This window comes from Myroides sp. C1519, assembly GCF_038039755.1.
Taxonomy (GTDB): domain Bacteria; phylum Bacteroidota; class Bacteroidia; order Flavobacteriales; family Flavobacteriaceae; genus Flavobacterium; species Flavobacterium phaeum_A.
Map to the genome: position 1 here is coordinate 16,576 of NZ_JBBPHM010000001.1, position 21,071 is coordinate 37,646.

The 21,071-nt window shown below is 33.3% G+C and carries 21 protein-coding genes and 1 riboswitch; of the genes, 6 read left to right on the forward strand and 15 right to left on the reverse strand.

Features of this window, described 5'->3' with window-relative positions:
* Positions 1-26: 26 nt before the first annotated feature.
* A riboswitch (SAM-I-IV-variant riboswitch) is annotated at positions 27-133 on the reverse strand.
* 136 nt (positions 134-269) lie between these two features.
* A complete protein-coding gene (locus AABL81_RS00090; protein ID WP_090406693.1) occupies positions 270-764 on the forward strand; it encodes a hypothetical protein in 495 nt (164 codons plus the stop codon).
* Positions 765-895: 131 nt separating this feature from the next.
* Here the strand turns inward: AABL81_RS00090 and AABL81_RS00095 are convergent, their stop codons facing one another.
* From AABL81_RS00095 to AABL81_RS00105, 3 genes are all read right to left on the reverse strand, one after another.
* Complete coding sequence (locus tag AABL81_RS00095) at positions 896-1,471, reverse strand: Crp/Fnr family transcriptional regulator (RefSeq protein WP_341340024.1); 576 nt, start codon at positions 1,469-1,471, stop codon at positions 896-898.
* A gap of 9 nt (positions 1,472-1,480) precedes the next feature.
* Positions 1,481-2,137 carry a 3,4-dihydroxy-2-butanone-4-phosphate synthase gene (gene ribB, locus AABL81_RS00100; RefSeq protein ID WP_090406687.1) on the reverse strand — a complete coding sequence of 219 codons (657 nt, stop codon included), beginning with the start codon at positions 2,135-2,137 and terminating at the stop codon, positions 1,481-1,483.
* A 133-nt stretch (positions 2,138-2,270) separates the two neighbouring features.
* A complete protein-coding gene (locus tag AABL81_RS00105) occupies positions 2,271-4,058 on the reverse strand; it encodes an ABC transporter ATP-binding protein (protein WP_341340025.1) in 1,788 nt (595 codons plus the stop codon).
* A 160-nt stretch (positions 4,059-4,218) separates the two neighbouring features.
* On the opposite strand from AABL81_RS00105, the gene AABL81_RS00110 reads away from it, so the two are divergent.
* Positions 4,219-4,881, forward strand: a complete 663-nt coding sequence (locus tag AABL81_RS00110) for a porin family protein (protein ID WP_341340026.1) — start codon at positions 4,219-4,221, stop codon at positions 4,879-4,881.
* A 54-nt stretch (positions 4,882-4,935) separates the two neighbouring features.
* Here AABL81_RS00110 and AABL81_RS00115 read toward each other — a convergent pair whose 3' ends face one another.
* Positions 4,936-5,808 carry a bifunctional GNAT family N-acetyltransferase/NUDIX hydrolase gene (locus tag AABL81_RS00115; protein WP_158210814.1) on the reverse strand — a complete coding sequence of 291 codons (873 nt, stop codon included), beginning with the start codon at positions 5,806-5,808 and terminating at the stop codon, positions 4,936-4,938.
* A 97-nt stretch (positions 5,809-5,905) separates the two neighbouring features.
* Here AABL81_RS00115 and AABL81_RS00120 point away from each other — a divergent pair, with 97 nt between their 5' ends.
* The gene (locus AABL81_RS00120; protein WP_341340027.1) at positions 5,906-6,370 is read left to right on the forward strand and encodes a GNAT family N-acetyltransferase; all 465 of its coding nucleotides are present in this window, start codon (positions 5,906-5,908) and stop codon (positions 6,368-6,370) included.
* A 9-nt stretch (positions 6,371-6,379) separates the two neighbouring features.
* Here AABL81_RS00120 and AABL81_RS00125 read toward each other — a convergent pair whose 3' ends face one another.
* From AABL81_RS00125 to bcp, 7 genes are all read right to left on the reverse strand, one after another.
* Entirely contained in the window at positions 6,380-7,972 is a 1,593-nt protein-coding gene (locus tag AABL81_RS00125) for an ABC-F family ATP-binding cassette domain-containing protein (RefSeq protein ID WP_341340028.1), read from the reverse strand.
* A gap of 284 nt (positions 7,973-8,256) precedes the next feature.
* Complete coding sequence (locus AABL81_RS00130) at positions 8,257-8,430, reverse strand: hypothetical protein (RefSeq protein WP_341340029.1); 174 nt, start codon at positions 8,428-8,430, stop codon at positions 8,257-8,259.
* A 78-nt stretch (positions 8,431-8,508) separates the two neighbouring features.
* Positions 8,509-9,012: a hypothetical protein gene (locus AABL81_RS00135; RefSeq protein ID WP_158210810.1), complete on the reverse strand. Its 504-nt coding sequence runs from the start codon at positions 9,010-9,012 to the stop codon at positions 8,509-8,511.
* 249 nt (positions 9,013-9,261) lie between these two features.
* Positions 9,262-9,867, reverse strand: a complete 606-nt coding sequence (locus AABL81_RS00140; RefSeq protein WP_158210809.1) for a GDYXXLXY domain-containing protein — start codon at positions 9,865-9,867, stop codon at positions 9,262-9,264.
* Positions 9,854-10,942: a DUF4401 domain-containing protein gene (locus AABL81_RS00145; RefSeq protein WP_341340030.1), complete on the reverse strand. Its 1,089-nt coding sequence runs from the start codon at positions 10,940-10,942 to the stop codon at positions 9,854-9,856. The genes AABL81_RS00140 and AABL81_RS00145 overlap by 14 nt, the downstream gene beginning before the upstream one ends.
* Positions 10,929-11,912, reverse strand: coding sequence for a DUF2157 domain-containing protein (locus tag AABL81_RS00150; RefSeq protein ID WP_341340031.1), 984 nt, complete (start codon positions 11,910-11,912; stop codon positions 10,929-10,931). The genes AABL81_RS00145 and AABL81_RS00150 overlap by 14 nt, the downstream gene beginning before the upstream one ends.
* Before the next feature lie 148 nt (positions 11,913-12,060).
* Complete coding sequence (bcp, locus tag AABL81_RS00155) at positions 12,061-12,516, reverse strand: thioredoxin-dependent thiol peroxidase (RefSeq protein WP_158210806.1); 456 nt, start codon at positions 12,514-12,516, stop codon at positions 12,061-12,063.
* Positions 12,517-12,761: 245 nt separating this feature from the next.
* On the opposite strand from bcp, the gene AABL81_RS00160 reads away from it, so the two are divergent.
* On the forward strand, positions 12,762-12,869 hold the full coding sequence (locus AABL81_RS00160; protein WP_158210805.1) for a 30S ribosomal protein THX: 108 nt from the start codon (positions 12,762-12,764) through the stop codon (positions 12,867-12,869).
* A 65-nt stretch (positions 12,870-12,934) separates the two neighbouring features.
* On the opposite strand, the gene AABL81_RS00165 is transcribed toward AABL81_RS00160, so the two are convergent.
* Positions 12,935-14,335, reverse strand: a complete 1,401-nt coding sequence (locus AABL81_RS00165) for a serine hydrolase (RefSeq protein WP_341340032.1) — start codon at positions 14,333-14,335, stop codon at positions 12,935-12,937.
* Positions 14,336-15,088: 753 nt separating this feature from the next.
* Between AABL81_RS00165 and AABL81_RS00170 the strand changes: the two genes are divergently transcribed.
* Entirely contained in the window at positions 15,089-15,751 is a 663-nt protein-coding gene (locus tag AABL81_RS00170; RefSeq protein WP_158210803.1) for an endonuclease III domain-containing protein, read from the forward strand.
* A 20-nt stretch (positions 15,752-15,771) separates the two neighbouring features.
* Here AABL81_RS00170 and AABL81_RS00175 read toward each other — a convergent pair whose 3' ends face one another.
* Complete coding sequence (locus AABL81_RS00175) at positions 15,772-15,921, reverse strand: hypothetical protein (protein WP_199269097.1); 150 nt, start codon at positions 15,919-15,921, stop codon at positions 15,772-15,774.
* 53 nt (positions 15,922-15,974) lie between these two features.
* Positions 15,975-16,562: a sigma-70 family RNA polymerase sigma factor gene (locus tag AABL81_RS00180; protein WP_158210802.1), complete on the reverse strand. Its 588-nt coding sequence runs from the start codon at positions 16,560-16,562 to the stop codon at positions 15,975-15,977.
* 346 nt (positions 16,563-16,908) lie between these two features.
* Here AABL81_RS00180 and uvrA point away from each other — a divergent pair, with 346 nt between their 5' ends.
* The gene (uvrA, locus tag AABL81_RS00185; protein ID WP_341340033.1) at positions 16,909-19,719 is read left to right on the forward strand and encodes an excinuclease ABC subunit UvrA; all 2,811 of its coding nucleotides are present in this window, start codon (positions 16,909-16,911) and stop codon (positions 19,717-19,719) included.
* A 52-nt stretch (positions 19,720-19,771) separates the two neighbouring features.
* Here uvrA and AABL81_RS00190 read toward each other — a convergent pair whose 3' ends face one another.
* Entirely contained in the window at positions 19,772-21,067 is a 1,296-nt protein-coding gene (locus AABL81_RS00190; RefSeq protein ID WP_341340034.1) for a glycosyltransferase family 4 protein, read from the reverse strand.
* Between the last annotated feature and the right edge of the window lie 4 nt (positions 21,068-21,071).

The window sequence follows — 21,071 nt, forward strand, 5'->3', positions numbered from 1 at the left end:
AGAAATAGCCCTGCTTATAAAGAAGCAGTTACAACATTTTTTCCATTCCTGGCTTATCGATTGCAGCACCTTGCTTGTTGTTGCAGGTTGCTATTTTCCTGAAGGTTATTCAGTCAAATTCTTGATAATAATACCGCAAATATATAAAAAAATGAGAAAAAACAAAACTATCTATCAATTAATCAACAAAATATAGAATTCAAAAATTCTTTTTTTGCGAACTAATTCTATTTATACTACATTTGAAACCGTACAAAAAATAAAATACAATGAAAAAATTATTGCTTTCGGCAGCCCTTATCGCAGGGTTTGCATTCTCTGCTCAGGCACAAAACAGTCCTAAAAATGCTATTGGATTGCGCTTCGGAGGAAACAGTGGATTAGGAACAGAAATTTCTTACCAAAGAGACTTAAGTAAAAACAACCGTCTTGAATTAGATTTAGGTTGGAGATCTCATAATCATTATGATGCTGTAAAGGTAACAGGTATCTATGAATGGGTATGGAATATAGAAGGTGGTTTTAACTGGTACGCTGGTGCTGGTGCTGCTGTGGGAACTTGGAACTATAGCGAAACTCACAAAGGGAAAAGACACTCTGACAGTGGAGCATTCGGACTTGTAACTGGTACAGTTGGTATTGAATACAACTTCGATATTCCTTTGCAAATTTCTCTTGACTTACGTCCTGAGGTTTATTTAAACGATAGCTACAGAGACGGTATCCGTGCTGACTTAGGTCTTGCAATTAGATACAGATTCTAATACATCTTACACACGAAAGCGATCTTACAATATAAAAGCCACCTCAACACGGGTGGCTTTTTCTTTTCTATCTTGTCTTAAACACCTATACTCTTTTGAATATGCTCAATTGTAGTAGATAGCTTAAACACTTATGACATTATCACTTTCGCTTTTATTCTACTTAACGTTTCTTGAGAAATATTCAAATAGGAAGCAACAATCTTATTAGGCAGTCGCTGTACAATCAACGGTTTTTGCTTCAACAATTCACTATAGCGTTCATACGCATCCATAGTAACCATTGCAAACAGTCTATTTGTATTGTTTACGTAAGCAAACTCAAGGTACTGACGATAAAACTTCTCCCATTGAGGTACTTCTTCTAATAGATTGTAAAAATCATTATGTGTAATTGCAAAAACCTCACTCTCTTCTAATGCCTGTAAATACTCAGACGACGGAGAGGTATTGATAAAGCTAACTAAAGCAGTTGCAAACTGGTTCTCAAAAGCAAAGAAACGAGTTGCATCTTGTCCTGCTTCATTGATATAGAAAATACGTAAACATCCTTTACACACAAAGTACAACTTCTGTGTACTAAGTCCAGACGAAGTCAATTGCGTTCCCTTTGCCAACTTCTCGTAGTGAAAACGGGAAAGAATAAGGTCTAAATCCGCTTCTGACACGCTTATACGCTCTTGTATATAGGCAATCAACTGTTTCATATGTAATGCTTATTTGTCAATTACAAAAGTACGGTAATAAACCAAATCGGCTATACTAAGTACAGTCATCTTATGCTCCTTGGCAAAATCAACTACCTCAGCTAAACGCGCCATAGTTCCATCGTCATTCATCAATTCGCACAAAACTGCCTGTGGAGGTAATCCTGCCAATTTCATTAAATCAATTGCACCTTCTGTATGCCCGTTTCTCTCAAGTACGCCACCATTCTTAGCTCGAAGAGGAAATATGTGTCCAGGACGCGCTAAATCAGCTATAACGGCCTCTTTGTTACTCGCAGCGCGAACCGTTGTCAATCGATCAGCAGCAGATAGTCCTGTTGTAACTCCCTTAGCTGCTTCAATTGTAATTGTAAACGGAGTTTGAAAACGACTACTGTTTTCCTCTACCATATAAGGCAAGGCTAACTCATCTGCCTTTTCATTGGTTAGACATAAGCAAATAACCCCACTGCAATAGCGTATTAACAGAGCCATATCTTGCTCTGACATCAAGTGAGCAGAAAAAATAATATCCCCTTCATTCTCCCTATCTTGATCGTCTAACAACAATATTCCCTTGCCACTTTTTAAAAAGCTCAATGCATTTTCAACCCTTTCTTGACTATCCCAACCAAACTGGTTAAGTGTATTTTCTAATGTTTTCATCTCTTTATAATTTATACGCCAAAGGTCTTGTATCACCTAAGTAGAAACATTGATATAGGTCAATAAATTAAAACCACAAAAAAAGACCTACAAATAAATGCAGGTCTTTTGACAATTAACGTTAAGGAAAGACTTATTCTTCTTGGTTTAACGTATGTGATATTTTATCTAAGTTCAAGCTATTTGCCATCGCTGAGAATATATCGTAATACGTTTGTTTATTATCATACAAAACTTCGTGTGTCCCACTTTCAACCACTTGCCCTTTTTCCATTACGATAATATTATTGGCATCTATTATCTGAGAAATACTATGTGACACAATAATTACCGTACGGTTTTCCTTAATAGCATCTAAACTCAGTTTTATCTGCTCAGTAGCAATAGCATCCAAACTTGCTGTTGGTTCATCTAAAAAGATAATAGCAGGATTCTTTAAGAACAGTCGTGCAATGGCAATACGCTGTTGTTGTCCTCCTGATAACAAACGTGCGTCAGCTTGATATCCTTTCGGTAAATCCATAATCTGCTCGTGTATATACGCTTGCTTAGCCGCTTGCTCTACTTCCTCAAAAGTAGCTTGCGGATTACCATAGCGGATATTCTCTTCAATACTTCCTTGAAAGATGTGGTTCTTTTGAAGCACCAAGCCTATGTGTTTACGGAGTTCTTTAGTATCGTACTCTGCTAAATCAATACCGTCTAAAAATATTTGTCCTTTTGTAGGTGCATAAAACTTATCTAATAGATTAATGACTGTACTCTTCCCCGCTCCACTTAGCCCTACTAAAGCCGTAGTTTCATTTGGTACAATAGTCATCGATACATCTTTCAATGCCGTAGTGCCATTAGGGTAGTCAAAGCGAACGTCTTTAATTTCTATTTTCCCTTTAACTTCTTTGGGAATATACGATCCGGTAGATTCAACCTCATCTTCTGCATCTACAATTTCAAAAAAGCTTTCTGAATAAATCATTGCATCATTTACATCGTCATAAATACGGTGTAACTGACGTATAGGTGCTGTAACATTATTAAACAATAGAACGTGAAACATAATAGCACCAACAGTCATTTCTCCCTTCAACACAAAATAAGCAGTTAATAGAATAATGACTACCAATCCGAATTGCTCTATAAATCCTTTCACGGCATCAAACACAAAACTTGTACGTCTTGTTTGCAATTGATTTTCTGTCATATCATACTGAATCGCTTCGTGCTTTTTGGCTTCTAATGGTTCACGTACAAAAGACTTGATAACAGTAATTGAATTAATCAACGAGATTATTCCGTTGTTCTTATTCTCTCTATAACTACGCATTTTACGTCTATAGCCCTTTAGTTTTGTTGCTTGTCGCTGACTTACATAGAAATATAAAGGTATCATTGCAGTACTTACCAGTCCCACATAAACATTGGCACTATAAATAAATATCAAAGCAACAATAGCATTGGCGAAAAGAGGTAATATATCAATAAAGAAATTCTGTATTAATCGGGTAATACTACTTATACCTTGGTCAATACGAGTTTGTAATTTTCCGCTATCATTGTCGTCAGAAGTATAAAATGCCATTCGATACGTCAAGATACGATCTACAACCAATTGCGATATGTCTCTTGATACGTAAATACGCAATTTCTCACCAAAGAATTTCTGTCCGAATTGAATAAACGCAAGTATAATCTCCTTGCTAATTAAAATAGCACTACAAATCAGCAGCATCTTATAGCCGTAGTTCAAATCGTGTAAACCATTTATTACATTTGTCAGTTCATCTACCAAACGGCGAAGAACAATAGCATTTACTTGAACCGCAAAAGAACCGACTGCTGTAAGAACTAACGTTCCTATAATTAACCGTTTATAATTAGCCACAAAGGGCTTAATCTTCTTTAATATCTTAAATAAATTCATAATACAAAGATAGCCTTGTTCTAAATACGACCTCTTGATTTAAGTCAACAAATAGTTTCTCAATTGCCACTTCTTAACACTAATATGTTAATTTTTAACTAACTGCTTTGGTATTGTTAATTTTTAACTACTTTTACCAAAAATATAAAATTATATAAACATGAAAAAAATTACTTTATCATTATTAGCTGCTATCGCTTTTGGATTTACTGCTAATGCACAAACACCAGACGTAAAAATAGGTGCTAAAGCAGGGGTTAACTTTGCAAATCTTTCAAATGCTGAAAACAATAATAACAAAACAGGTTTTAATGTTGGTGCAGTTGTTGAAGTTTTTATTAATGAAAAATTCTCTATTCAACCAGAATTACTTTACTCTACACAAGGAACTAAAATCAAATTCAGTGAAGAGTTTTTACCTGGTAGATCAGTTAATGTAAAATCTACATTAAAACTTGATTACATCAATGTTCCAATTATGGGTAAATACTATGTAGCTGATGGATTTAACGTTCAGTTTGGTCCACAAATTGGTTTCTTAACGACTGCTAAACATGAATTAGATAATATTTCTATTTCTGGAAATATCGCGGGGATTGACCTAAATGATCTTAAAGGTGAATTCGAAGAAGGTGATATTAAAGATATGGTAAACAAAGTTGACTTCGGTTTAAACTTCGGTCTTGGGTATGAGCATACTTCTGGAGTATTTGCTGACGTTCGTTACAACTTAGGTTTAACAAGTATCGATAAGAAAATTGATGGAGAACAAGACAAGATTAAAAATGGTGTATTCCAAATTTCTGTTGGTTTTAAATTCTAATCAAATTAGTATCTGAAATAAGAAAGGCTATCCTGTACAGGATAGCCTTTTTCCTTATAAAAGTCTTTCTTTCTTCAAGAAATCATAAACCATTAAAACGCCTGGTACTAAAACAAGCTCTTGTTTATAGTCGCTATAACTAAAATACCTCACGGCTCCTATTTCATTTGTTGGATGTATTTCCTGCTCACCTAAGTCATAAAGGAAACATTGCTGACGCATCATAATGTTTAACTTTTCTCCATAAGCAGGTGCAGACACCTGTAAAAGAGATGTCATTTTAGAAGGATCCAGCGTAACAGCTAATTCTTCTTCAACTTCTCTAATCAAAGCTTCTTGCTTATTTTCTCCTTGATCAACCTTTCCTCCTGGCAAGTACCACGCTTTCTTATTGTTGCTATAAGCCAATAATAATTGACCATTATTAACTACAACTAATCCTACCGTAGGCAAATCAATCCATTGTTCGTCTGTAACAGTAACGTGAAAAACACTCATCATACGTCCTGGAACATTTGTCAGTACACTCTTTACTGCAGTTCCTCCTACTTTTTGATAGAATCCATCCGTATTGGGATCAGCAAATACCTCAATATATTTATAACCTTCTTCTTTGCTGATACGTTTAATTTCTTTTATAACCTGTGTACCATAGCCTTTATTTAAAAAATCAGGTAAAAACCAAAGGTGTTCTAATGCTATATAATCTCCTTTAGGCACTAAGGCAAAGAAGCCTATAAATTCATCCGCTAAGTAACATTTATAAAGATTACCTCTTTTAAAATTCTCCTCTGTAATCGTTAGTAAATCAATCCATTGTCGAATAAGCTCATCGGCATATCCCCAATGTTTTTTTGCAGTTATAGCCGTTTCTGTTAGCAAATCACAATCTGCTATTGTGGCTTTTTTATATAGTAAAGTGGACATATTATTGTTGTTTGAATCTCAAATTTACTACTTTTAAAAACTTTATTTATAACATTTATAAATAACTTAGTATTTTCGTTTATAAATACAATAAATTATGATTATCAGAAAAGCTGTGTCTTCCGATATACCTCAGTTGCAGTTGATATACCAACAACAGTTTGAAACCTTACAAGCGTACCAACCAAACTACTTTAAAGCTGATTCGCCAGCTATTGATTTTTTACAAGAAACAATTGATTCCGATGACTGTGAGTTTATCCTTGCTGAAGACAAGGGTATTTTAATTGGTATGGTTGCCTTGTTTATTGAAGAAACCCTGCCTTACGAATGCTTTGTTCCTCACCGTTACTTAAACTTTGCCGATATTTATGTAGTCCCAGCTTATAGAAACCAATCCATAGGCCAACAATTAATTGCTGAGGTGAAACAATGGGCTGCCACCAAAAAAGTTGATTACATCGAATTATTGGTCTTAAAACAAAATGTACAGGCGTATGAACTTTACTTACGCGAAGCATTTGAACCTGTACATACTGTTATGCGATATACAATGAAGTAAGACAATCTTTTACAAAGCTATTTCTCTAATTAAGCCTATTTCTTTACTAAAAGTAGCATCGTGACTTATAGCAAGTATAGTTCCTTTAAAACTGTTTAAAGCAGTAGTTAAACTCTCAATGCTTTGTATATCTAAGTTATTCGTAGGTTCGTCTAAAAGCAAGACATCTATATTTTCATATCCGATATTTAAACAACACAAAGCAAGTTTTAATTTCTCTCCCCCACTCAATGTATAAACCGGGTTGCTCCATAATTCTACGCCAATTCCGTATTGAAACAAAAGGTTATGAATTTCTTCAGAAGGCAGCCTTAAATAATTAAATACAGCTAATTGTTCTGACACAGTCAAATCACTATCCAATAAAGAATAAAATTGATCCAGATAGACAATGTTACACTTGGCAGAACTTATCTTACCTATTGGCTTTATCTTATCTAAGAACAATTTGAATAACGTAGTTTTACCCGAACCATTATTCCCCTTTATTAAAATGCGTTCACCACTCTCTATTGTAAAGTTTAAATCATTGCTCCAAAGGTTCTTTTCTTGATTTGGAAAACAATAGTTAACATTCTCTATCTTCCATAGTATTTTACCTTTGTGCAATTGGCTATTTGGAAAGCGAATATCAAATATTTTATCCCTTTCAATGTTCTCGCGGATATTAGCCATATCACGTACTAAGCTATTTCGTCTCTCTTCGTGAACACCTTGTAACTTAGCACTACTATTTTCAGCTTTATTTTTAAAGGCATTGATAACAATTTTAGGCAAACCTGCTTTCTTTTCCGCCTTCTTATTTTGCGCTTGCTCTTTAATAAGTTGATTATTTCTATTGGCTTGTTCTTTTTTAGCTGCTTTTAGTTCCTTCGTAGTATTATCTAACTTTTGAAGTAAACTATCTACTTGTATTTGTTTTTCTTGTCTGTAGCAATCGTAATTTCCTCCATAGCGCTTAATTCCTAAAGCAGACAATTCATAAGTAATATGTTGTCTATTTAATAGTGCACGATCATGGCTAACCAAAACTATTGTTCCTTTATACGTATCAATAAACTTGTAAAACAGTTCTTTTGTGTAACTATCCAAGTGGTTAGTGGGCTCGTCTAACAGTAATATATCAGCCCTGTACAACATTAAACTCGCTAAATACACTTTGGTTTGTTGTCCGCCACTTAACTCTTGCATTGGACGATCAATGTTTATAGCTTCTATGCCCCAAAAGCACATAGCTTCTTTGATACGTTCTTCTATATCCCATTCGTCATTTAAAATTTCATAACAGCTTTCATCAACCGTACCTGCTAAAATCTTTTGTAAGGCATTTAGTTTTGAAGCAACTCCTAAGGCATCTTTAACCCTGTCTTCACTTTGGAAACGCATATTTTGTTTAAAAAAGAACAAGTCTCCTTTAACCATTATATTTCCTTCTGTGGTAACTAATTGTTGGGATATAAGTTTTAATAAGGTACTTTTTCCTGTACCATTACGCCCTATAATATTGACTCTCTCTCCTTGATTGATTGTAAGATTTAATCTGGAAAATAACATCTCCTTATTGGGATGCTGATAAGATAAGTTAGTGATAACTATACTCATAGTCTAATTGATATTGATGTGAATAATTGATATGTGGCCCGTACACCACTCCTCACGGTCAATAAATTTTATATATACACGATACTAAGTATTGGATAGCAGAATGCTATCATTTAAAAATGATTTAACCATTCCGGTGCTTTCTTCAAGCATCTCTCAATTGGTTAAGCAACCAATTCTTACTTAGATGTGTACATTTAGACTATTTTTCGTTTATACTGCTGCAAATATAGAACGAATCTATTAATAATAGAAATATTTTAAATATTAGTAAAACAGAAGAATTATAAACTATCCCCTTTTTGCTTGTCTTTATATAAAAAGTAAGCTCCAAGAATAATAGCTAATAAACTAATGACTACAAATACCTCTTGTGGCATATCTTCTCCCATGCCGTTAAGTGTTACAAATACGGCAATTATACCGATAAAAATAAATAGATAACCAAATACCTTCATTTCTCGTTGTTATAAAATATTCCTTGCAATTTACATTTATTATGCCAAAAAAAGCGAACCATATCGTTCGCTTTACATTTATCTCTGTGCTATTTCAATCCCCTTTAACCAAGCCCTTACCCACTTCATTCCGTCTTCTTTATCCATCTTTGTTAAAGCATAGGACATATCTTCAATTATTTGCCCCATCTTAGTAACATTCTCTCCCATTTCTTGAAATACTTTTACATCTTCTTGTCCATCTGCATCAAGATATCCTCTTTGTTTATTACATACTGCCATATACTCATCAATAGCTGCTTCTACCTCTTTAGAAGTCATTTTCTTAACCTCTTTCTTTCTATCAACAAGATTATCTTTATACATCTCTACTGTCTGCTCATAGATCGTGTTCAACTTAATATCGTCTATTTCTTCTGTTGCAATATCTATCTCCTCTGTACTTAAAATTTCTGGATGTGTTTCTAAATTAGTGCTTTCTATGTTTTCTAAAGATTCCACATCAGTACCATCCCCTTTCTTATTACAACCTACAACGATCATCCCTGACAATAGTAAGCCTAAAATTAATTGGTTTTTCATATCTATTTTTATTTTGGTTTCTAATTAACAATTGCTTTTAGCTTATAATCTAAGATTACAAGTAGCCATTTAATGCCCCTCACCGCTATAAATACTCCAACACAAAACCAACTAATGCATTTATAGTCAAATAAATATAATGTAAAAAAACCACACTTTGTAAATAAATATATTTACGTCACCTGATTAGTAAATTACTCTCGCACCATTTAACCATAAAAAAAGCGAACCTCTCAGTTCGCTTTTTTACTATTTTATTAATTGTAATGACTCGTCATACATCCCTATCAAAATACTATTTCCTTTATCATCTACCCGAAGACCACCGTATTTCGCCTTTTCATATTTCTCTGCATCTCCTTCTTGAAAAAAGAAACTCTCTGCTCCAATATTATAACTCCAATCTGTGTTGTTGAAAAATTTAATGTAAACTTGTCCTTCTCCAATCTCTCCTATTTGATCTGTCATCTTTACATAATGCCCTACTTGATTGGCATCAATATCTAATAACACATATCCTCGTACTCCAATCTCTTTCGACTCCTTAATTTTCTTCTCTTGTAACGCTATCGCTTCATCGAGTGCTATACTATTATTACTTATTGAATCATTAGCAAAAAATGCCTCACTTGCAACCTGAACTGCTCGCCAACTTCTACCTTCACGTGTAATAGCGTAATTTAACTCCATATAATCCCCTTGCATCAACGATCGTGGGTCTACAGGTGCAAGTTCTAACAAAACAAGTTTACCTTCTTTAATCGTATTCTCCTTATTCATCACCGCTTTTACAAATAATAAAAGCACAACTACCAAAGTAGCAATGATGATGATTGTTGTTTTAGACTGTTTCATCTTTCTTCCAATTTTTTTGAATTAACCAATACATTGCTAAAAAGAATATACCACTTAACATAAGTGAAATAGACTTTGTTAATAAGGTGATTCTCAAATCATAATAAAACATTCCCATCGACCAAATTAAAGCGAAAACAGACAAAACAAATCCAACCTTATACTGTGTTTTGAATGACCATAAAATAAATAAAACACTGACTGAAAAAGCTGGGTAATCGAATCCTACGAAGTACAAAAAGAATAAAAGTAACGCGTAAATAATTCCTTTTGTAACAACTGATATTATTTGTAATTTCTGCATCATTAAATGCACTGTAAGAACCGTTGACGCTATTAATACAAGAATCAAAACAACTCTTGACGTAACAGAAACGGCATTGAAATAGTGAAAATAACGCATTGTTGACCCCATTACACTCATAAATAAAGTGTAACAAAAAGTTGCTGTAAATACAGGTGTATACAACTGACTCATCAATGTGTTTTTGCATCTAATCACCTCTTCTTTGTAGAATAAATAAACCGTAAATAGGATTATTAAACTCATATAAATAGGCAATACTACATATAGTCCTTTAAAAACAAGCAGGCAATTAATACTAATCAATACCCCAGCTGATGCTAAGAATGTGATAATCTGATTTCTATAAACAAACAATGAAATAACTGATAATATTAATCCCACCAATGCAATTATTACATCTACTTTAGCATAATCTCCAACCGCAATTGCTGTTTCAAACAAGGCAAAACCAGATATAAAAGTTGCCACAGCTAAACCGTCTTTGATAGCACTTGCATTGCTTTTATTGATAAAATATGTAGCTCCAAATAAAATTACACTAACAATAAATAAGGGCAAGCCTTCTGATAAATTACGCTCAAAAAGCATAAATAAAAAGCCCATAAACATTGTCATTCCTAATAGTCCTCCTATAACAGCAATAACCTTGATAAAAACTGTTTTAACGGAGTTTGTATGCTGTAATTCGGCAAGCTTTTCTTTATCTATAACCACACCTTGACTCTCAAGATTATTGATTACTTTATCTAACGAATTATGCTCTTTCATCTTTCCACATTTTTAGTTTGTGTGTAATCATCTTTATCATCCCCATTGTTGTTCCAACTATATAAATAGCATAAACCAACAAGGATTCTATCCCTAAATCAAATAAGCGAATTAGTACTATAAAGCCTATAGAAACAACGGCCAATAACGAATAACTATATAATAGGATGTCTTTTCGTTTTTCACTTTGTAAGTATCCTAAGATTATTCCGGCTATCGTAATAACCAACAAAGGAAGCATCCCTGTCAATTCACTTTTTGAATATTTTACACTCTTCGTGAATACGATAAACCCTATACCCACAACACCTATAACATAACTTGCAAAAGTCATTATTGCTTTGTAGTAAATAGCTGCTTTAAATTCTTGGTATTTACCAATGATATAAGGTAATACTAATAAAGACAGATTTAATACTAATAAAGACAATAGCACGTAAAAGGCATTACTTCCCTTTACAGCTTGTATAAAATATAAGGATAAGGTGGTATTTGCTAATACAGCATATAGTAACCATTGAGGTGTAAACTTAGAAACGAATGTCCAAGCTGTAATGGCTAAAACCCACATTAAAAATAAGTCATAAGCATTCGCTCCTGTCTGATATACTTGTCCAAAAATAGCGAAAAGTACCCCCACTAAAACTGATCCTCCCAAAAGAGCAACTTTTCCGACTAAGGAATCTATCCCTTTTACAACTGATAAGCCAATAGCCGCTATAAGCAACAAGATAATAACAGCAAACTTTGCAAAACTCGACATCTCTGTCCAATTGTACGCAAAAAAGAATACCACACCACTTAATGCTAAACCTGCTCCTAAAGCAAGCATAAAGTAAGAAATAAACATTCTCCACTCACTAACCTTGGCATAACTATGTTCCTCTAAGAGCTCATTCAACTTAGTATCACTAATTGAACTACACTCTTTCAAGAGATATAACTCGTCTTTATTTATTTTCTTTTCCATAGTAATTCGATTATAATTGTAAGCCACTTTTCCCAAACAACCTACTAATCAATTGATAACATAAATCATACACTTTAAAAGCGCGATGACTCCCTACTTTTTGAGCAAAAAAAAGAGGCATTTGAAAAAACGCCTCTTTATAGTTTACTTATTTTTCTAAAATCTGAGTAGCGTGATCTTTTGTTTTAACCTTAGTAATTACATCGGTTAAAACGCCATTCTCATCAATAACAAAAGTGCTGCGGTGAATACCATCATAGGTACGCCCCATAAATTTCTTAGGTCCCCAAACTCCAAATGCGTTTAACACCTCTCTATTTTCATCTGCAAGCAATGGAAAAGGCAAACTATTCTTATCGATAAACTTCTGTTGTCTTTCGGCAGAATCAGCACTTACACCTAATAACTCATATCCTTTTTCTTTTAATATCTCATAATTATCTCTCAAGTTACAAGCCTCGGCAGTACAACCTGGTGTACTTGCTTTTGGATAAAAGAAAACAATCAATTTTTTTCCTTTATAATCTCCTAACTGATGTGTATTTCCTGCTTGATCAACTCCTTTAAAATCTGGTGCTTTATCTCCTATTTGTAATGTAGTCATTTCTTGATATTTTTAGATTTTAAGTAAATGTAACTTTTTTTGTTGCAAAATAAAAAATTATCTCTTCCCCTACACACCCACAAACACCAAAGTCATTGGGTTAAATACTCCCCATAAAAGCTACTTACAAAGCTATTACTCTAAAATTTAAACGCTTATCTCCCTCTTTTTTTGTATATTGGGATATTCTGTTGTTTTCAGAAGAGAAGTCAAATAATTTATTAATTTAAAACCGTTAAGCAATTATGGGAAAAGGTGATCTAAAAACAAAAAGAGGTAAAATCGTAAATAAATCTTATGGAGTAAGACGACCAAAAAAAGCGAATAAACCCTCTACAGATACCACTAAGTAAATGAAAAAGGAGATACTTCAGAAGTATCTCCTTTTTTAGTTTTATATCAGAATGTTTCTTATTCTCTATTCCTCTAATAGTTTTACAACCAGTTTATAGCTTAACTCATCTAAAGTAGCTAATGCGTCTTCTGATGAACTATTGGATAAAATTACCACTCCTTTTTTAGCTATTGGATCAAAAGCTACATAGTTGGAATACCCACCATCTATTCCTCTACTAAAATATAAAGGATTTGGCGAGTTAAAAGGCGAACCTATCTTCCATCCTAAACCAATCCAATAGTTATGAGATACAATAAGTGTCGGCTTTTGTGTTAATTGTAAAACTTTATCTTCTTTATTAAACTGTGCTTGTACAAACTTTGTCATATCCTCCAAAGTAGTTACTCCACCACTTGATGGTAATAACGCTTCAACCTTTGGTGGATACATCTCTTTGTGATCCATTCGAATTCCTTTTACCAAATGCTTCTTCTTTTTAGGAATCAACATAGATGAATTGTGCATACCATATTTACTAAATACCACATCATCTATAATGTTCGTGAATGGCTTGTTGTATATCTTACTCAAGGTATTACCTAACACAGCATATCCAAGAAAGGAAAAACTTTGTCTCTTACTATTATCTATAGAGTCCAAAACAAATTGATTCTTCAAATAATCTTCCAATTGTTTACTTGAGTAATTACCCAAATAATCGTCTTCATTTTGCATAGCCTCATCACTCACAGGAGGTAGCATAGGTACAAAAGCCGAATGATTTGCTAATTTCACTAAACTCACCTGTGTATCCTTATACAACGGAAAATCATAATACTGATTTATCATTGAAGTAATATCAATGCCCTTATTTACAGAAGCATTCGCTAAAGCCGCTGAGGTAAATATTGTACTTAAATTTGCCAAAGAAAACTGCTTGGTAGCGTTGTCTTCTTTTGCAATCTTTTCTCCATTTTTCTTAAATCCGTAATAAGTAACATTCTTATCATCGATCATTGCAACAGCAAATTGTCCTTTATTAGGCAAATTTCTTGTTTCTTCTACCAAGATTTGTTCAACAGACATTGCTTTAAAAGCATCATCTACTTTTTCATCTGGCATATTAAGAATACGGAAACCTACAACTTCCCCTTCTTCATTCATTGCAAGGTTAAGCAAGGCTACTTCATTATTCTCAAACTCAGTTCTATAAAGTGCTAACTGATTGTTATCTAATCCGTAAAACTCCATATTCTTGATGTTTCCCAACTTCTCTTTCATCTCTACAAAAAATGACTTTGCTTGTGCGCGTGGCAATTCTTGTTGTAAAGAAGCTGAGAAGAAACTATAAATATCATCATAATCATTAGCGTTGTAATCCTTGACGAATACATCAATTAAAGGACGCTTTTCTTGTACTTGTCCAAAACTGGCAACTGAAGCAAAAAGCAACACTAATAAGGAAACTCCTATGTTTTTCATTGTACTAAATTTTCTAAGGATAAATATATTAGTTATTCACAGAATAATACTACACTTTAACAAGTTTAAGGGAAATTTTAAAAGTCTATCTCCTTGAACAGCTACAAAATTAAATACTCCTTAACTAAATGCAATAGACCACTAACAAAGCTTTTACTTTACGCCTCGTCTATAAATACTCGATATTAATCTTCAAGCCTTGTTTTATAATATACTATAACTAAGCTTATTTGACAATTATCCGACACTCCTCTGACAATTGTCCGACAAAATACCCCTTAGCCCAGTATTCTCCAAGGATTGTCCCACTATTGTCGGAGAATCTACTTATGAGACTAAAATAAAATACTAATAAAACACTTTAAAAACAACAAATAAACTCCTAACAAACAAACACTTACAGCAAAAACCACTTAATTTTATATGATTTTAAAATGATAGAAAACCTGTCAAAACAAGCCTTTTTTAGCTAAAAAAAAGCTCACTTTCCTCCTTTTTTGACTAAAAACCTATTTAAAAAATCCATTTTTTACCTATTTTTTCACTTAAAACGAGCTAATTATATACTCAAATACTTATAAAGGATCTTCTTATGTGAGAAAAAAACCGCCCATTTCTTTGCTGATTTCCCTACTTTCTTGTTCAAAAATGAAACTTACTTATTTGATTATATAGGCATCAATAACATTTATAGCAATGCCTTAACAAAACCTTCTTTTTTAAGTATATTCGCATTTATAAAAGAAAATGACAATGACGAAAAGTGAAAAAGTTCAGTTTGTTCTTGATACATTAGACGCAATATATCCAGAAATACCAGTACCATTAGACCATAAAGATCCATATACCTTACTTATAGCAGTATTGCTTTCTGCACAATGTACAGATGAACGTGTAAATAAAATCACACCTATTCTATTTGCTAAAGCTGATAATCCGTATGATATGGTTAAAATGACAGTTGAAGAGATTCAAGACATCATTAGACCTTGTGGTTTATCGCCAATGAAATCAAAAGGGATTTACGGACTTTCTCAAATCCTGATAGAAAAATATAATGGTGAAGTTCCTGCTGATTTGGAAGCATTGAAAGAAATGCCCGCTGTTGGTCATAAAACAGCAAGTGTTGTAATTTCTCAAGCCTTCGGAATACCTGCATTTCCTGTTGATACACATATACACCGCTTGATGTATCGTTGGAATTTTACAAATGGAAAAAGTGTTGAGCAAACTGAAAAAGATGCTAAAAGATTGTTTCCTAAAGACAGATGGAATAAACTACATTTACAGTTAGTGTGGTATGGAAGACAATATTCTCCTGCTCGAGGATGGAATTTAGAAATAGATATTATAACGAGTGTTATCGGTAGAAAAACCGTTATCAATGAGTACTATAAGAAAAAAGCACGTAAATAATTTTACGTGCTTTTTTATTTTTAGTTTTCTTTTAATTTAAGCGATTTCTTACTCAATAAACCATTTAGCTCTAAGTTAGATAGTCTTTTTGAATAATTTAAAAGAAATTCGATTGTTTCTTTTTTTGGTAAAGAAAATTCAGGGTGTTTTGCATTGTAGTTGTTCTTCATATATGGACTGTTTTGTTGTTTTGTACCATTATAACGAACAATTTACAATAATATTATATATCAGTCAAAACGATTTGGTTATCATCAATTAACTTCCTTAAATTCAACAAGGCGTAACGCATTCTTCCTAATGCTGTATTAATACTTACATCAGTAATCTCTGCAATCTCTTTAAAACTTAAATCTTGATACATACGCATCATAACAACTTGTCGTTGATCTTCAGGCAGTTCTTTAATTAACATTCGTAAATCTTCTTCAACTTGCTCTTTAATCATCAAACCTTCCATTGTTTGAGAATCATCTTTTAAAAATGAAAATAGCGGTAGGTCCTCAGAATCATATTGAATATTCAGGCGTTTTTCTTTTCGGTAATGGTCCATTACCAAATTATGAGCAATACGAATTACCCAAGGTAAAAACTTACCCTCTTCATTATATCGTCCTGATTTTAGTGTGTTTATAACTTTAATAAAAGTTTCTTGGAATATATCATTCGTCAAATCTGAATCGGGTAATTTAGAGAATATAAACCCATAGATTTTTGACTGATGTCGTTTTATCAAAACTTCAAGTGCATCTTCGCCCCCAGCTATATAGTATTTTACTAACATAGCATCCGGCATATCTACATATACCATAACAAAATTCTTTAAATAGCTGTAATTATATTTATAAAGTATTTTTGTTGTATAGGCCTTTTTTATTTTTGATAGTTTTGTGGTACAAATATAGACAAAATATTGTGTTAAAATAATTTTATACTTTTTTTATTATACTGATTATCAAAAGTTGATAATTTATACGTCATAATATTAGCTTATTTCACACTTACCACGAAAAACAGCTTTTACACAGCTATCTTTCTTCCTTGTTTTTTTTTATGATAATAGTGTTTTCTTAAACCAACTTATAAAAAACAAAGTAGTCTTAGTTTTAAAGAAACAAAGAAAGCATTACCTTTGTTTTTCATCCTTTGTAGGCAAAATGAAAAAAACAGATTTCTCTAAAATAGATCCCAAAAAGAATATTATTATTAAAGGTGCTCAGTTGCACAACCTTAAAAATATAGACGTTGTTATTCCTCGAAACAATTTTGTTGTTGTTACCGGTTTATCTGGTTCTGGAAAATCAAGTTTAGCTTTTGATACCCTTTATGCTGAGGGTCAAAGAAGGTATGTGGAAAGTTTGTCTGCTTATGCACGTCAATTCCTTGGTAGAATTGATAAACCAAAAGTTGAATACATCAAGGGTATTGCTCCTGCTATTGCTATTGAGCAAAAAGTAAATACTACAAATGCCCGATCTACCGTTGGTACGTCAACTGAAATTTATGATTACATTAAACTTCTTTATGCTCGTATTGGAAAAACCTTCTCTCCTATCTCAGGAAAAGAAGTTAAAAAAGATACGGTAAGCGATGTTTTGGATTACATAAAAGGATTAGAACTTAAATCTAAATGGTTATTACTTGCTCCTATACAATTAGACGAGGATCGAGAATTGCACATTCTCTTACATATTTTATTACAACAAGGATATGCAAGAATTCTGTACAAAAATGAAACAACACGTTTGGATTCATTCTTAGACGAAAATACAGCAGAGGCTATTGCAAAAATGAACATCAAGGATATTATGCTTATCGTTGACCGAATTGTTGTAAATGACACAGAGGAGTTTTATAATCGTCTTGGAGATTCTATTGAGAATGCTTTCTTTGAAGGTAAAGGTTATTGTTATTTACAAGATCTTTCTGATAACTCAAGAGTAGAGTTTAGTAATAACTTTACATTAGATGGCATTACCTTTTTAGAACCAAATGTACATTTATTTAGCTTCAACAATCCTTACGGAGCCTGCCCATCTTGTGATGGTTATGGTAGCATTATAGGTATTGATGGGGAATTAGTAATTCCTAATACAGGACTTTCGGTTTATGAGAATGCTGTTTTCCCTTGGAGAGGTGAATCTATGAGCTGGTATAGAGACCAGTTAGTCAACAATGCTTATAAGTTTGACTTTCCTATTCACAAACCTATCTTTGAACTCACAGAAGAACAAAAAGCGCTACTTTGGGAGGGTAATAAATTCTTTACTGGTTTAAATGGCTTCTTTGAAGAACTCGAGGAAAAAAATTATAAAATACAAAATAGAGTTTTACTTTCTCGTTATAGAGGTAAAACAAAATGTCCTACTTGTAAAGGTAAAAGACTTAGAAAAGAGGCAAACTACGTTTTAGTTGGTGGTAAAACAGTATCTGAATTGGTTGATTTACCAATTAAGCATATCAAAACATTTTTTAATCAATTAGAACTTAATAAATATGATGCTAAAGTTGCTAATCGACTACTGATCGAAATTAACAACCGTTTGGAGTTCTTAACGAATGTTGGTTTAGACTATCTTACGTTGAATCGTAACTCCTCTACTTTATCTGGTGGAGAGTCACAACGTATTAACTTGGCTACTTCTCTTGGTAGTAGTTTAGTGGGTTCTATGTATATCTTAGACGAACCAAGTATTGGTTTACATCCTAAGGATACAGAAAAACTTATTGATGTGCTTAATAACTTAAAAGCACTTGGTAATACAGTGATTGTCGTTGAGCACGATGAGGATATTATGAAATCGGCTGACCAAATTATTGATATTGGTCCAGAAGCTGGTACGTTTGGTGGAGAACTTGTAGCTCAGGGTACTTATGAAGATATTTTAAAGTCAGATTCTTTGACAGGACAATACCTAAGTGGTAAAATGAAGATTGAAGTGCCTAAGTCAAGACGCGAGTATAAAAATTACATCGAGATTGTTGGTGCGAGAGAAAACAACTTGAAAAATGTAGATGTTATTTTCCCTCTTGATTGTCTTACTGTAATCACAGGAGTTTCTGGATCAGGAAAGAGTACATTAGTTAAAAAGATACTATATCCAGCTTTACAAAAAAAGTTGACAGGACTAAGTGATAAGCCAGGACAATTTACAGAAATGCGTGGTGAGTTCGCTAATATTAAAGCTGTTGAATATGTGGATCAAAACCCTATTGGTAGAAGTTCACGATCTAATCCTGTTACGTACATCAAAGCCTATGATGAGATTAGAGATTTATATTCTAAACAACAGTTGTCTAAATTGCGCAATTACCAACCGAAACACTTCTCTTTTAACGTAGATGGTGGAAGATGTGAAACTTGTAAAGGGGAAGGTACTGTAACGGTAGAAATGCAGTTTATGGCTGATGTTCACTTAGAATGTGAAACTTGTCATGGTAAACGTTTTAAAAAGGAAATACTTGAAGTAAACTTTGAAGGGAAGAATATTGATGATATCCTAACAATGACAATTGATGATGCTTTACAATTCTTTGAAACGCATAATCAAACGAAAATAGCACAACGATTAAGACCTCTACACGAGGTTGGTTTAGGCTACGTACAATTAGGACAATCATCTTCAACACTTTCTGGTGGAGAGGCTCAACGTATTAAGTTGGCATCTTTCTTATTAGCGGGTACAACAAGAGATAAGGTATTATTTGTTTTTGATGAACCTACTACGGGTCTTCATTTTCACGATATTCAGAAATTGCTTAAATCATTTGAGGCATTGATTGCTAAAGGGCATTCTATTATTGTGATTGAACACAATTTAGACCTGATTAAATGTGCTGATTACATCATTGATATCGGTCCTGAAGGAGGTGAAAATGGTGGTGAACTTGTAGCTTTTGGAACTCCAGAGGAGATTTGTAAAAACAAAAAATCTATTACAGGTAAATACTTGAAAGATAAATTATAACAAAAAAGGGTAACGCGATGCGTTACCCTTTTTTGTTTATATTTCTGTAATCTTAATACTTCTTAATTACACTTACCAATTTCTCTGTTAAGCGCTTGCGACTGTAATACTGTAATCCCATTCCGTGTACATTTAATTGCTTATTTTTATACAATTCAAAATACTCAGACAGAACATCCATTATCTTATCCTTTTCGCTATATAAAGCTACTTTTCCTGTATTGGTTTGTTGAATTATCTCAAAGAAATCAGATTCCTCTGGCCCTATTCCCAATATTGGTCGTTCAGAGGCCATATACTCAAATAACTTTCCTGGAATAATTGCTTTAGTATCATCTGAATCAATTTCAACTAATAACAGTACTTGAGATGCACGCATTTGCTTTAAAGAGTCTATGTGATCTATATACCCCATATTTAGCGTACAACCCTCTAATTTAAACTCCTTGATGGTATCTAAGATTTCTTGGCTGACCTTTCCGATTAACTTTAATTGAAACTGCGCTTTGAACTCTTTATTTTCTTTTCTTAATTCACTAATCGCCTTCCATAAAACACGTGGGTTTCTATTAGCAAGGAATGAACCAATATGAGCTAAAGTAAACTTATCATCTAAAGCAACCTTTCCGACATTGGTAATATCATATCCATTCGTAATTACTGTTATTGGTGTACTTGTCTTTTCTTCAAATTCGCTTTTAGTAGTCTTACTTGTTACAATAATCTCATCAGCATTATTCAAGACTTGCTTTTCTAAATTCAAATGAGCTTGCTTAGATTTTTCTGTCAACTTCAGTTCCTTATGGTAACCAATGGTTGTCCAAGGATCCCTAAAGTCAGCAATCCAATTAACTCCTAACTTCTCTTTCAACGCCATACCTATCAGGTGCATACTATGAGGAGGTCCCGTTGTAATGATTGTCTTCACATCCGGATTATCCTGTAAATATTTTGTAAGATAGACTACAGAGGGTTTTACCCATTTCACACGTGCATCTGGAATAAAGCAATTACCTCTGACCCATAATAACAACTTGTCTATAAAAGTCTGCTTCTTTTGATTTGGAATCATACCAGCACTAAGAGAACTCGTCTTGTTTGACGAGAAGACTTTAGCCAACTTATAAGGTTCACTAATCTTATTTCTAAGTATAGTTACGTTAGGGTTAACTTCTTTGATAAGATTATTATCCATTAAAGGATAAGTAGCATTATCAGGTATATATAAAATAGGCTCGATAGCAAAGTCTGGAAGGTATTTCACAAACTTTAACCAACGCTGTACGCCTGGTCCTCCTGCTGGTGGCCAATAATAACTAATGATTAAAACTTTCTTTTTCTCTGTCATAACA

Excerpts from the sequence above, each read along its gene's own strand:
- AABL81_RS00140 (WP_158210809.1), bottom strand. The coding sequence starts at position 9,867 with ATGAAACAGTCTAAAACAACAATCATCATCATTGCTACTTTGGTAGTT.
- AABL81_RS00190 (WP_341340034.1), bottom strand. The coding sequence starts at position 21,067 with ATGACAGAGAAAAAGAAAGTTTTAATCATTAGTTATTATTGGCCACCA.
- AABL81_RS00130 (WP_341340029.1), bottom strand. The coding sequence starts at position 8,430 with ATGAAGGTATTTGGTTATCTATTTATTTTTATCGGTATAATTGCCGTA.
- AABL81_RS00175 (WP_199269097.1), bottom strand. The coding sequence starts at position 15,921 with ATGAAGAACAACTACAATGCAAAACACCCTGAATTTTCTTTACCAAAA.
- bcp (WP_158210806.1), bottom strand. The coding sequence starts at position 12,516 with ATGACTACATTACAAATAGGAGATAAAGCACCAGATTTTAAAGGAGTT.
- AABL81_RS00125 (WP_341340028.1), bottom strand. The coding sequence starts at position 7,972 with ATGAGTATAGTTATCACTAACTTATCTTATCAGCATCCCAATAAGGAG.
- uvrA (WP_341340033.1), top strand. The coding sequence starts at position 16,909 with ATGAAAAAAACAGATTTCTCTAAAATAGATCCCAAAAAGAATATTATT.
- AABL81_RS00180 (WP_158210802.1), bottom strand. The coding sequence starts at position 16,562 with ATGGTATATGTAGATATGCCGGATGCTATGTTAGTAAAATACTATATA.
- AABL81_RS00105 (WP_341340025.1), bottom strand. The coding sequence starts at position 4,058 with ATGAATTTATTTAAGATATTAAAGAAGATTAAGCCCTTTGTGGCTAAT.
- AABL81_RS00090 (WP_090406693.1), top strand. The coding sequence starts at position 270 with ATGAAAAAATTATTGCTTTCGGCAGCCCTTATCGCAGGGTTTGCATTC.
- AABL81_RS00115 (WP_158210814.1), bottom strand. The coding sequence starts at position 5,808 with ATGTCCACTTTACTATATAAAAAAGCCACAATAGCAGATTGTGATTTG.
- AABL81_RS00120 (WP_341340027.1), top strand. The coding sequence starts at position 5,906 with ATGATTATCAGAAAAGCTGTGTCTTCCGATATACCTCAGTTGCAGTTG.
- ribB (WP_090406687.1), bottom strand. The coding sequence starts at position 2,137 with ATGAAAACATTAGAAAATACACTTAACCAGTTTGGTTGGGATAGTCAA.
- AABL81_RS00135 (WP_158210810.1), bottom strand. The coding sequence starts at position 9,012 with ATGAAAAACCAATTAATTTTAGGCTTACTATTGTCAGGGATGATCGTT.
- AABL81_RS00150 (WP_341340031.1), bottom strand. The coding sequence starts at position 11,912 with ATGGAAAAGAAAATAAATAAAGACGAGTTATATCTCTTGAAAGAGTGT.
- AABL81_RS00160 (WP_158210805.1), top strand. The coding sequence starts at position 12,762 with ATGGGAAAAGGTGATCTAAAAACAAAAAGAGGTAAAATCGTAAATAAA.
- AABL81_RS00145 (WP_341340030.1), bottom strand. The coding sequence starts at position 10,942 with ATGAAAGAGCATAATTCGTTAGATAAAGTAATCAATAATCTTGAGAGT.
- AABL81_RS00095 (WP_341340024.1), bottom strand. The coding sequence starts at position 1,471 with ATGAAACAGTTGATTGCCTATATACAAGAGCGTATAAGCGTGTCAGAA.
- AABL81_RS00170 (WP_158210803.1), top strand. The coding sequence starts at position 15,089 with ATGACGAAAAGTGAAAAAGTTCAGTTTGTTCTTGATACATTAGACGCA.
- AABL81_RS00165 (WP_341340032.1), bottom strand. The coding sequence starts at position 14,335 with ATGAAAAACATAGGAGTTTCCTTATTAGTGTTGCTTTTTGCTTCAGTT.
- AABL81_RS00110 (WP_341340026.1), top strand. The coding sequence starts at position 4,219 with ATGAAAAAAATTACTTTATCATTATTAGCTGCTATCGCTTTTGGATTT.